The following is a 12748-nucleotide window of genomic DNA, read 5'->3' as shown; positions in this document are numbered from 1 at the left end:
TATATTTGCAGCCTCGAAACCAGGAGCCGGTAATTTCGGCTTTTGGTTTCATAGGCCCGGATGGCGAAATTGGTAAACGTTGCGGTCTCAGAAGCCGTTGAGAATTGTCTCTTGAGAGTTCGAGTCTCTCTTCGGGCACATCCGTTCGAGGTGTTAGATATAGCTACTGAGATGTGAGATAATAAATTTATTGTTGTCTCATATCTCAAATCTAACATCTCAAATCTCATTTTAAGGCCCGGGTGGCGAAATTGGTAGACGCACCATCTTGAGGGGGTGGCATTCGTAAGGATGTACGAGTTCGAATCTCGTTCCGGGCACTCCCTGATTCTTCTCATCTTCCGTCTCTTTGTTTGAATAATAGTAAAAGTTAAGTTCGTTAAACCAATTGATAAGCGAAATGATAAAGAATTACTGCTTAATAGTCCTGCTGGCTGTCATCTCCTTTACCGCCTCGGCTCAAACCGCCGACGCCATATTAGGTTCGTGGGCCAACCCCAGCGGCGAGGACCATATCCTGATCTACAAAAAGGGCAACAAATTTTATGGCAAGCTCGACTGGATAAAATACCCGAACGATGAAACGGGGAAGCCCAAGACCGATAAAAATAATCCTGATGAGTCCTTACGCTCCCGCCCGGAACTGGGGTTGGAATTGCTGAAGGATTTCACTTACGACGGCGACAGTGTGTATGAGGACGGCACCATTTACGATCCCAAAAACGGGAAAACCTACAGTTGCAAAATGACCATCGACGGCAATAAACTTAAAATAAGGGGTTATATAGGCATCTCGTTATTCGGACGATCAGAAGTATGGACACGTGTAAAATGAAAAAACTACGCTACTATATCGGGCTGCTTCTGTTTTGCATAACAGCAGCACAAGTGAAGGCCCAACGCATCGAAACGTTACAACAAGGCAAACCAGCGAGCTTTCGGGGGTTATCCGTGGTTGATGATAAGGTGGCCTGGGTAAGCGGCAGCCGGGGCACCGTAGCGCTAACAAACGACGGCGGCAAAACCTGGGACTGGAAACAGGTAAAGGGTTTTGAGAAATCCGATTTCAGGGACATCGAAGCCTTCTCGGATAAAGAAGCTATTATCATGAGTTCGGGCACACCTGCGTTGATATTAAAAACAACCGATGGCGGCAACAACTGGCAGGTAAAGTATAATAACGCCGATAGCGCCTATTTTTTCGACGCAATGGATTTTGACACGCCAAAGCATGGCCTGGTTTTAGGGGACCCGATAGCGGGAAAATTCGTGCTGATGGAAACGAATGACGGCGGCGAAACCTGGCACCCGTTTAAAAATCCACCCGAGGCTTTACCCGGCGAAGCAGCTTTTGCCGCAAGCGGTACTTGTCTGCGCATTTCGTGCGGCCTCACTTACATAACGACCGGTGGCAGCGCGGCCAGGTTGTTAACTTATCACGGGAAGAAGTCGTGGGATTATCAAGATGCCCCGCTCCCCCACAGCAAACCAAGCCAGGGAGGATTTTCTTTTGTATGTGGCAACGACCGGGGGATTATGGTTGGCGGGGATTATGCAAAAGACAAAAGGGCCGACTCGGTTTCAGCCACCCAACTTACCCGCAACATTTTTGAGCCTGCCGAAAAAGGGCCTGCCGGCTTTCAATCGTGTGTAGAATATATTTCCGGGAAAATTTTCCTTTCCACCGGCACCCCGGGAAGCAATATCACCACTGATGGTGGCAAAACATGGAGCAAGATCGACGATGCCAGCTATAACGTTTGTCGTAAAGCAAAACACGGCAGCCTGGTGCTTTTGGCCGGCGACAAAGGCAGAATAGGAATTTTTAAACCATAGTTTATTGGTATTTAGGTGTTTATTTTACACCTGAAAAATATTTTAAAAACAGGTTGCGGGCTATGCGAATAAACTCTATATTTGCACCACTTTTAACGGAAACGTTATTAGGATTCCGTAGCTCAGCCGGTAGAGCATAACACTTTTAATGTTGGGGTCCTGGGTTCGAGTCCCAGCGGGATCACAAAATCTCAGCAAGAACCTGTAAGTTTAATACTTACAGGTTTTTTTGTTGTAATGGCTTTTGCGATACGTTTTGGTGAAGCATGCTGCATATCCGAACGATCGCAAAAAACATGCTACCCGACTTATTTAATCATCAACGTTCTGTCGTTGCTGAACACGGCCAAAACTTCCTCCGCGGATAATGGTTCCTTGTATATTTTAACATTTCCTATATATCCCTGGAACTCCCTTTCTGACGGGAACTCATCATTCCGCCCAAGCACCCATTTATTATTAACCGATAGGTTTGCGGTTTGATCTGTTGTGGTTGTTCCTTTTAATATCCCGTCGATATAAACATGAAGAATCCGGCCTTCACAAACTCCGGCTATATGATGCCAATGGTTGAGCCAGTGAGGTGGCAAGTCAACGGTACAATCGCCCCTGCCCCAGCCCCCAGCAAAAAAAGTAAGTGACTTGCCCTCCGCTACCTGCAAAACATTGGTATCTCCTTTGGTAAAAATATCCGTTAATCCGCTATTTGAACTGGTTGGGTAAACCCAGGCCATCATGGTGATAGTTTCCCCAAGCTCATCCAGGCCTGGCGATGAAGGTAATTCGATAAAGCAGTTTTTGCCGAATAACAACCTGTTATCCGGAGTTTTGGTGTGATCGGCTACAAATATGATACGCCCCTTATTACCCAACCCCGACATATCGTTCACGAGGGTATCCTTATCGTTATATTGGGGTGAAAGGTCAAGTAAAACAGACTCCCTGTTATACTGATAAACCTTGTAAGGAATTTTGTTACTGCCGATCTTGACATATTGAAACCCAGGCTTGCCTGCCACCATATCGTGATTCACTATTTTTTTCTCCCCGGGCGCAAGCATGACCTTATCGTCGAAAACGAGAGAATCGCCGCTCATTACCGGGATGGTGAAAGCATGTCCTGCACCTCCGGTGTTCTGAATAGTATAACTTACCCGTTGCGTGTTGTGCAGCTTCACCAATGGGGTAGCGGAATACGCTGTTATCTTATAACATTGAGCTACCGGACGATCAGGGCTTTTAACACGAACCTTTAGCGGGGGCAGGCCTGCAATTTGCAACGTGGTTTCTCCCGTTGGGTATAACCGGCAGGGGATAGAATCTACAAGCGCCTTGCCCGAAGCCACCAGGCAATTTTTACGGGCGTATACTTTTTTATTAACTATCAGATCAACTGTCTTTGTGCCGGCGCTGCCTGTATTTGAGATGGAGAATTTCAGGAAAAATAGTTCATCCGGTTCAACGGCTTTTTTTGTTGCCGAGAAACCTGAGATTTTAAATACCGGATAGCTCGCGGTCTCGGAAAGCTCGTTAGTATTTATTTTCGACGACGACTTAGCGGGTTTGTTGTCCATATCAAAGATCATTTTACCTCCCGCCGTTAATGTGGCATGCGACAATGTCAAGTGATGCCAGGGTTGTCCATTGACAAATAGCCTGTTCACATATCTGTCTTTCACAGACAATCGAAAGCTATTGATGATAAACTTTTTCCCATTCGGGAGGTTTAGTGTTGCCGATTCAAATAGCGGCGAGCCTATTGCGTACAAGGGCCGGCCAGGGCATACCGGGTAAATACCGATTGCGCTAAAAACATACCAGCTGGATGTTGAACCCAGGTCATCATTCCCCGGTAAGCCGCCAGGCGCATCGCTAAATCGCTCCTGCATAATTTTTCTTACCCATTTTTGGGTTAATTCAGTTTTACCAGCCTGGTTGAACAGGTAGGGTATATGAAACACTGTTTCGTTGTCGAACAAAATAACATTGTGAGTAAGGGCTGAATCGAGTCTTGCCGCAAATTGATCATTACCGCCCAGCAAATTGATAAGATCCCTCATGTTATGGGGCACGAAATAGCTGTAAACCCATTGATCGCCTTCCTTGTACCCAGACATTCCGGGCTGTATTTTAAACTCATTTTTATTTCGTGGAAGCAAAAACAATTCGTTGACGTTCAAAAGATTGCGATAGTTAAAGCCGCGATCATGCAAAAGTTTAAAATCGCTGTCATCATGAACAATCTGCCGTGCATATTGCGACAATGCCCAATCGTCGTAAGCATATTCGACCGTCCGGGTTACTGATTCGGAGTGAGTATAGGGAATATAACCGCTTTGATGATAGGCTTCCATATCACCCTGTAGAAAGGGGGTATCGACAATATTGCTTTTCATCGCGTTGTAAGCCAGCTCCTTATCAAACTTATCCACTCCTTTCAGGTAACTATCCACAATAACAGGGATCGCATGGTTTCCGGTCATCGATTCGGTTGGTAAATGGCCCGTCTGCTTATAAATATCCAGCATGGATAGTATAATATCGTTTTCCTTATCGGGGTAAAGGAGGGTAAGCAATGGATTGAGCGATCGGAAAGTATCCCAGGGAGAAAACCCGCCGTATTGGTTTTGTCCGCTTTTTTTATGCACTTGCCCATCTGCGCCAAGATATTGCCCATCTGCGTCGTCAACTACCCAGGGTATAAGCAGCGAGTGATAGAGAGCCGTATAAAAAATTGTTTTATTCTGCTCGTTCCGGTCCGAAATATCTATAATACTCAGTTTCTTACCCCACTCTTCCTGCGTTTGCCGTCGAACGGCGTCAAAGTCTTTGTCACCTATTTCCTGGTCGATATTTTTTTGCGCACCGGTAACACCAATTGTTGAAGCACTTATTTTCAGGGTGATCGTCTTTTCATTGGTAAATGAGACGATCCACCCGCCGGATACTTTTTTTAGATCGCTATAATCAACGTTAAGATTAACAACCGTATTACCGCGTGAGAATTGCAGTATTCTTTTCGACTGCTGCCTGATATCACCCGCATCGCCTATAAATATGCGTGGCATAACGGTTGCCGGGAACGTAAACCGGAACATACCTGTCCTGGTTGTTGCTGTTGCTTCTGCACGAGTGTGGTCGTCATCAAACACGACCTGGTAATAACCCGGCGAGGCCATCTCACTTTTGTGCGAAAAACGCCTGCTATATTTCCTTGGTTCCAAATCATTTACGCCGCTAACCGGCATCACCTGGAATCGCCCCGCCGAACCGCCGGGAAAGCCACAGAAATGCCTGTAGCAACTGAAATAACAAATGGTGCTATCGGTATAATCGTATCCTTTCCCCGCTTTCGTTTCGGGGCTTAATTGAATAGCGCCCGAAGGTGCAACGGCGCCCGGATAGGTACCACCTTCATTGCCCCATTTGGTAGGCACATTGCTTTTTGCTGTGCCGATAAAGGGATCTACAAATCGGATATTATCGCGATGCTGGGCAGAAAGCCTGACGCTAAAGCCCATCAACAACACTGAAGCTATTAAAAATCGGGAAAATGCGCCGGGCATAATTATATTTTGATGTATATCTTATTTTTATCCAGCAGGTAAGCTACCAGCCAGCATACAAACATATAGCATAGTGCAAACATAAGCGTACCCGGCGGCCCGGGGAACAACCGCTGATAAAACACCTGGTTTATCCAGTCGTAAAAGCTTAACTGCGGCCGTAGCCATATCAGTTGCAATGTGGTTAGCAGCAGTTCGGACAGCAGGTAAATAACCAATGCATTTTTTCCAAAGGCGAGAAAAAAACGGGTACCCGTTTTCATATTTTCAATCTCAATAGCATAAACCAGCAGAGCCAGTATTGCCAGGTCGGTACCAATCGTCAGCAACGTAAAAGAGCTGGTCCACAGCTTCTTGGCAATTGGGAAAAATTGGCCAAAAAACAAGGCAAGAATAATGAGCAGTCCGCCGCAAATAAACAATTTGGCTACAGATTCATAATTTTTACCTTTTCGCTGGACAAAGGCCCCCGCCAGGTAACCGGCGATAACATTGACAATTGCAGGAAAAGTGCTCAATAAGCCTTCGGGATCAAAGGCGATCGGACCGCCCTTGTCGTGATATAGATGTGCGTTACCCATGATCAGGATATCCAGCTTTGTGCCCGCATTACCAAGCATCGTAAATTCTTTACCCGGCTCGCCAAATAAAAATAAAAACACCCAATAGCCCGCCAACAATAAGGCAGAAATAATGACGGCTGCTTTTTGCGAGGAATAATGAACAATTAATGCCCCAAAGAAATAACAAAGCGCGATACGTTGCAGCACACCCATAATGCGCGTGTTTGCCAGGGTATTGAACACCCATGTGCCACCGGTTCGGTGAAAGAAAGGGAACCAATACATTAGGTAACCGAGGAGGAAAATAATGACGGTCCGCTTAAATACTTTGCCCAAAAATGCCGAATCATTATCAAATTTATTTTTTGAAAAACTAAGCGCGTTCCCTACGGCAAACAGAAACGAAGGGAACACCAGGTCGGTGGGTGTAAAGCCAAACCAATAGGCGTGATCTAAAGGTGTCCAAACATCAGCCCCCGAGCCCGGTGCGTTAACAATGATCATAAAGCATATGGTCATCCCGCGGAAAACATCGAGCGCGGTAAATCTTTCCTGTTTTGCTGGCATATTTTGCAAGGAGCTTATTTGATAGTTGCAGTTAAATTCGTTATTGTTCGTCCGGCGGCAGGTTCAGCTATGACGTTTATATCTTCGGGTGTTTTTCCATCTTCGTCATAGATCAAAAGCTCATTCGGACCGTTCCTTAGCCAGCATTCGGGGATATATAACCCCGGAGCATCTATTTTTTCGGGATACCGGCCAAGATTATGCCCATTTACCCAAACGGAACCGTGGCCCATATTCTTCGTATCGACCCGCCAGATGAAGGTATGCGAGACTGAAAAATGAACAGTAAATTTGGAACGATAAAAGCAGGGGCCCGGATTACGTTTAGGAGAAAGGGCAAGCCATTTTTCCGCAGCCGGCGAATTGTCAATGCCGCCCTTCATCGCCCAGTTATTTACCATCGCAGCATTGCCTATGGTATTAACCTTTACCGGCTGATCGATACCTCCCTCGTTCGAATAATTCTCTACAAACACATCCAGTCTCACCGGCGCCTTTAAAGCTTCCGGGTCGGTAACTGTTACCTCGAACGGGTCGTTCCAGCCATCATGATGATATACCTGCTTACCATTTATAAAAACCGTTGCATTTTCGTCAACACTCCGGAACGACAAGGTGATCTTTGAGGTCCCGGCCGGTGGCTGCGCGATAGTTGTTTCGAACCAGCCGTAGCCTTCACGCTTATTAAAAACATCATCGCCTATTTTATATTTTTTATAGAATGCTGTATCAAATTTCGGCGGTCCCGATCTGGCATCTTCTTTGCGATCTGCCCTGGCAAAATACCAATTGCTCAACCGGGTGATAAAAGGGCCACCCTGCTTAATAAACGCCGTACCAAAAATTCCCTTATTATCGACGCTTTCAATTGGGCCTATGTAACCGGCGAGTTTATCCCTGCCGTCGTGAGCGGTAAAAATCGCTAGTGTATGCCTGCCTTTTGCAAGGTTAAGCGACACTTCTCCATCATCTAGTTTCCATTTCGCAGCAGGCTTTCCGTCAATATAGGCTTGTCCCCGTCCGCCTCCTTTTACCTGCATGGTATAGTTACCAGCAGCGGGTACGGTGACCTTCGTTCTGTACCAGGCATTTGGTGTAAGGTCGCCATCCGCGCCCATCTGTAGCGGAGTTCTGCTATGCAGCCAATTCCCGGTCTTGAATCCTGGCAAAGCGGGAGCGGATGCATCGCTTTGCATCCACTTCGTTAATTTAAGTTTTTGCGGCTGGCTAACTGCTTGCTGGCCACCCTTTTCCAAACGCAATGTTTTATTGGCAGTATATAGCCACACCTGCCCCTCGTCATTTGCCAATAAAGGTGTTTCTGCTGCGACTTTAATCGTCCTGTCATCAATCCTCACCGTACCCAAATAGCCGGCACCGTTTACCACATAATTTTCTCCGCCGCTATCCACTATCCACGTTTTATCGGTCTGTTGCCTGTTCATTGCCAATATGCGAATGGTTTGCGAACCTGCGGTGAAAGCATATTCCAACAGTTTATCACTGTCAGGCATTGCCACATCTAAATCTATCTTATTCCCGGTTACTTTTATTCCCGGCGACCGTGGCTTTGCCATCATCCCTGGTCCAGTAATAAAATGCATAGAGAAATTCATTCCCTTTTCACAATCGGCTATGATGGTTGCTGTATTGTGTTGTTTTACTACGGCAAATATCCGGGTGTATGCCCACTCGAGTGTGATCCCGGAGCTGATCTTAAAATTATGTACCAGCGGGTATAGTTCGCCGGGAGCTACCTTTATCGTCACCCCACTTTGTTGCAGTTTGGCGCTAACCGGGTTTTTACCCGAATTGTCAAGGAAAATGATATCGCCCGAGGGGCTCGTTCTTGCACTTATCTTTAAGCCCGTATCCCGGCTTATATCGCTGTATACAAGTGTCGCGTCAGTACTGTTTTCCAAAATATCCTGGAAACTCCGGGCAAACCACGCCGCCCGTTTAAAGGTATAATAGATCGGCCTCAAATCCCCGGCCTGCCCTATGGCTGCTCCATAGTCGTACGATGCAGCATCTTCGTCGTTATTGGTATAACCAAAATTGGAACCGCCGTGAGCCATATAGTAATTATAGCCGTTACCGCCATGCGCTATGATCTTCCATGTCCGGCGATCATACACACCCGCGTCACCTGGTTTCGGGCCATATTGCGAGTACCATACACTCCAAAACTCGGTACTGAACCAGGGATTTGGTCTTTTTGCATCATCCGGCTTGCCCTCGCCACCGGGGTCGCTGGAATGGTGCAGTCCGCTAAAAAAATAAGGTACCTCCAAGCCCAAACTCAGTGCTTTGGCCTGCAAATGCCTGAAATATCCATTTGGCATAACAGTACCCCATCCCTGCGTATGCTCGTTTTCCAACTGCACCAAAATAACCGCCCCTCCCCGGTTGACCTGATTTTTGAACACAATGGGCAATAACTTGTCAAAAAAACGGTCGACGTAATATTCGAACACTTTGTTGTCCTCACGCACTCCCAGTCCTTTTTTAAATTTGAGCCATAACGGGTAACCACCGTTATTCCATTCGGCGCAATAGTAAGGCCCTACACGAACGATGGCGTACATGCCCATTTCTTTTACCATTACCAGGAACCGCCCCAGGTCATGGTCGCCCGTAAAATCAAATTGATTTTCCTTCGGCTCATGAAAGTTCCAGAAAGTATATATCTCAACACAATTGAACCCGGCCCGTTTTATGCGAAGCAGCCTGTCGTACCAAAGCTGATGCGGTACACGGGCATATTCCATCCCGGCGGACACGATAAAGGTACGTTTACCATGGATCAAAAACCCCTTATTATCAAAGTCGATACCCGACCTGGCTACCCTGGCAGCGGGAAATATATGATCGTTACTGCTTTGACCGCGGGCAGCAAAAACAGGGGTGAATAACAATAGTACCAGGTAAATCCACTTATACATTTGGAGAAGATAAATTCTTAGAAAGATTGTTGAATAATACTATGGTATTTTTCGAACAGTTGTTTTGACTTCGAAACCGCATTACCTTTGATAACATCCGGATAGGTGTCGTCGTGTGTATTAACCCACTTCCATTCCCAATCCTTTACCTGTTTGTCAAATTCTTTTGCATCAAAGGACACGCCCGCGGCTAACGCTTTATCCATTTGTTTAAAGAACATAGCCCACCGCTGTTTATAATAACCTTTTATCAGCCCGGCCCATTGCCTGTTCGAATATTCGCTCAGGCCACTTTCTTTATCTCCCCAAAGCGTCACAATGTCGCGTGCATTAAATTCATACAGGTTTTTCTCCTGTTCCGTTATGCCATTCGCCCTCGCTTCATTGATCCATTTACCTAATAAGAAGTCTTTCCTCGTACTTAGCAGGTCGTCCATATCATCCATCAGTTCCAAAAATGCGGCGCTATACTTTTTGGATAGAACCCCATCCCTGTTATTGTAAGCTACGGCTAATTTTTGTTGCAAAGGCGATGCATAATTTGCCAGCACCTGCCGTGTTACGTCCACAAGGTCGTATTGAAAACCGTCACTTTGCTTCAGGCTATCCGACGCGTGTACCAGCAGATACCATGCTTTAAATAATTGTTCCGGGTCGTAATCCAGTTTGGTCAATACCCTGTCCACCGATTTCTTCAACGTAGGCCTGGCGACGATGATCGATTCGGGCCCGCCTTCGGTAAGTCCGCTGCTGTAAACGGTATTCAACAGAATATGCCAGGCCTCATCAGCCGATTGGTTGGGTTTGCCATAACGCCTGCGAGCGTAATCTTTCGCCCAGGCATCGGCATCAATGGGAGTATCGCGCCAGACATTTTCGAGCATCAATTCAAACAGGGCCGGGTTTTGTTCTATCCCTTCCGGGGTGACACCAATGCCTGTCATGTTTTTTGATTCCGGATCGTGCAGGGCTATGGCCGGGTCGGCAGCTACGTGTCTCATACGGCCAAAAAGGCTTATGTTACCGCCAAAGTTCTGCAACATGCTCCATATCCAGGGCTTGCCATAGTAAGCTTCGGTACGATTCCATACCGGGTGCGATTCACTGTAGAGATCCAAAATTATCATTTGATCGTCTGGCACCGCGTTGAGCAAAGCCTTTATCTGCTGTTGTTGCCAAAACTTACTGTTATAATGAAACATCCATCCCTGCATTACCCAAACGGCCTTAGGGTCGGCTACCGTCATCGAGTGGAATACTTTTTTGCTCATTTTATCCAAGTAAGTCGAATCGTTGGTCGGCGGATCATTCTCATTAAATGTGTCGGCCGAATACAAATGATCGGTACCAAATTCAGCAGTTTGGGCCTCGATATATTTTTTCCCTACCGTTTCAAACATAGGGTCCTCAGGGTCGAGGATATATACATCCGGGAACCCTGCGCCCCAATTTGTTTTTTTGACTTTCGCCGAAGGGAACCTGTCTTTAAATGACGGCGGCACATGCCCGGTAAATGAAGATAAGACAGGGGTCATCCCAAATGAACGTTCACGTTCCAATATCTTTTTTTGTAACGTCTTGTGGGTATCCATCCAGTGTTGCGGCAGAGGGCCACCCCACGCATCGAGGTTACCCATCCAAAACCATGAAAAATAGGCCGGTCCGCAAAAAAAATCATCCAGCTGTTTGCCGGTAAATCCCATGCTTTTGTAAACGCCCTGCCAAATGGCTTCTTCGCCGGTGATAGCCAGCGGCATATTGATACCATTTAACGCCATCCAGTCTATCTCCTTTTGCCAGCGGTCCCAATCCCACCACGACATGGAGTAATTGAATGTGCAGTAATTAAGATAATAGCGGTATTTGTAAGGGGTATTTTTATGTATCCTTTTTGTAACGGGCGGCAGGTTAACCGGCAAGTCCAGGTTGGTACCATTCCAGCCTATATCGCAAAAGCAATAGTGTTTAAGATAAAAACTCAATGCCGAGGCAATGGACAACCCGTTATTGCCCCGCAATATAATTTTTCCAGCTTTTCCATCCAGTTCGAAAACGTCTTTGCCGTTTTCCTGCGGGATGCTTTCTATTAAAAACGAACCTGACCGGCCCGGGATCACCCGTTCGATAAATGCCTTTGAATCGGCCTGGCTGACCTGGCCGTAAGAATAACAACTTAACGAAAGAATAATCAGAGTAAACAGGTGTTTTTTCATGCGGATAATATCGGATTTTCTCCGTTAGTTAATATAGACACCCCCTCCTTCAGGGGTGTCACCGGTTACCCGGAAACACCCCAGGGGGACTGCTTATCAGTGTGCTATGATATATTTATAATTTAACCGTTGAAGGCAGGTATTTGGCGATCAGGTCCTCGTAATACGGCTTCAGCTCAGATACTACCGGCGCAACGGGGCTTTTTGAATAAAGATCATACGGGTTGAATTTATCTACCCATTTAAACATCTCCTGGTCATGGCCATTTAGTAGGTGGTCATAAGCGTGTTCGCGGTGCTGCGAATAAAAGGAGTGGTAACGGATCATATACAAAGCGGGCTCGGGAAGGTAATCTTTAACCAAATGGTACAGGTACTCATCGTGCCCCCACGACATATGCACATTGTCCAAACCACACTGGTGCGAATAAACCCCATATTGCGTGTTAAAACGCTCGTCATGAATATCAGGATTAGCCGCAAAAAATTCAGGATAAACAATCTTGTCTGAAAACTTGCAGCCCACCGGGAACGAATCCCCTACCACATTCCATTGCGGTTCGCCAAAAAGGCAAAGCACTTTTCCGAGATCGTGTATGAAACCGGTAAGTATAAACCAGTCGGGGTAACCGTCGGCCCTGATGGCTTCGGCAGTTTGCAGCAAATGCTGTAACTGATCGAGCTGGGTATCGGGGTCTGAATCATCTATCAGGGTATTCAGGTATTCCATAGCCGACCACCACGGCATTTCTTTTTTATCGAATTGCAAAAAGTTCGCTTTTTTGGCCAGTACATTATCATAGGTTTGGTATTTGTGGTTAAGACGATAAAACTCGCGTACGCCGTCTATTTCCGGGCTGTCGTAATTCCTGTACTCCTCCTTGCTTTTTGCCGGCTTGCCAGGTTCGGGGTATCTTTTCAATACATCGTTGTCCCAATCTTCAAGTGACGACATGGGCGACATCTCATCTTGATTTTGATTTTTCATAGTTATGTTATTATATCATTGATTAAATAGTTCTTTAAGAAAAAATTAATGGGCTCCTTGCGGATCACCC

Annotated in this window: 7 protein-coding genes and 3 tRNA genes; 5 read left to right on the top strand and 5 right to left on the bottom strand. The window is 46.3% G+C overall.

What is annotated here, in order from left to right:
- Positions 1-54 precede the first annotated feature (54 nt).
- From FRZ54_RS12335 to FRZ54_RS12315, 5 genes are all read left to right on the top strand, one after another.
- Positions 55-138, top strand: a tRNA-Leu gene (locus tag FRZ54_RS12335).
- 98 nt (positions 139-236) lie between these two features.
- A tRNA-Leu gene (locus tag FRZ54_RS12330) sits at positions 237-320 on the top strand.
- 80 nt (positions 321-400) lie between these two features.
- Positions 401-835 carry a DUF2147 domain-containing protein gene (locus tag FRZ54_RS12325; RefSeq protein WP_147031904.1) on the top strand — a complete coding sequence of 145 codons (435 nt, stop codon included), beginning with the start codon at positions 401-403 and terminating at the stop codon, positions 833-835.
- Positions 832-1836 carry a WD40/YVTN/BNR-like repeat-containing protein gene (locus FRZ54_RS12320; protein ID WP_187359608.1) on the top strand — a complete coding sequence of 335 codons (1005 nt, stop codon included), beginning with the start codon at positions 832-834 and terminating at the stop codon, positions 1834-1836. The genes FRZ54_RS12325 and FRZ54_RS12320 overlap by 4 nt, the downstream gene beginning before the upstream one ends.
- Positions 1837-1947: 111 nt before the next feature.
- Positions 1948-2020: transfer RNA gene (locus FRZ54_RS12315), tRNA-Lys, on the top strand.
- Between the two features lie 124 nt (positions 2021-2144).
- Here FRZ54_RS12315 and FRZ54_RS12310 read toward each other — a convergent pair.
- From FRZ54_RS12310 to FRZ54_RS12290, 5 genes are all read right to left on the bottom strand, one after another.
- Positions 2145-5402: a GH92 family glycosyl hydrolase gene (locus tag FRZ54_RS12310; protein ID WP_147031902.1), complete on the bottom strand. Its 3258-nt coding sequence runs from the start codon at positions 5400-5402 to the stop codon at positions 2145-2147.
- A 2-nt stretch (positions 5403-5404) separates the two neighbouring features.
- Positions 5405-6532 (bottom strand): acyltransferase family protein, encoded by a 1128-nt coding sequence (locus FRZ54_RS12305; RefSeq protein ID WP_147031901.1) that lies wholly within the window; start codon positions 6530-6532, stop codon positions 5405-5407.
- 14 nt (positions 6533-6546) lie between these two features.
- Positions 6547-9477: a beta-galactosidase gene (locus tag FRZ54_RS12300; protein ID WP_147031900.1), complete on the bottom strand. Its 2931-nt coding sequence runs from the start codon at positions 9475-9477 to the stop codon at positions 6547-6549.
- 17 nt (positions 9478-9494) lie between these two features.
- Positions 9495-11690, bottom strand: a complete 2196-nt coding sequence (locus FRZ54_RS12295) for an alpha-N-acetylglucosaminidase (RefSeq protein ID WP_187359607.1) — start codon at positions 11688-11690, stop codon at positions 9495-9497.
- 115 nt (positions 11691-11805) lie between these two features.
- The gene (locus tag FRZ54_RS12290; protein WP_147031898.1) at positions 11806-12678 is read right to left on the bottom strand and encodes an inositol oxygenase family protein; all 873 of its coding nucleotides are present in this window, start codon (positions 12676-12678) and stop codon (positions 11806-11808) included.
- Positions 12679-12748: the final 70 nt, after the last annotated feature.

Source organism: Mucilaginibacter ginsenosidivorans, from assembly GCF_007971025.1.
GTDB lineage: Bacteria > Bacteroidota > Bacteroidia > Sphingobacteriales > Sphingobacteriaceae > Mucilaginibacter > Mucilaginibacter ginsenosidivorans.
Note: the sequence above shows the minus strand (reverse complement) of the source record. Positions and strands in the feature narration are given on the sequence as shown.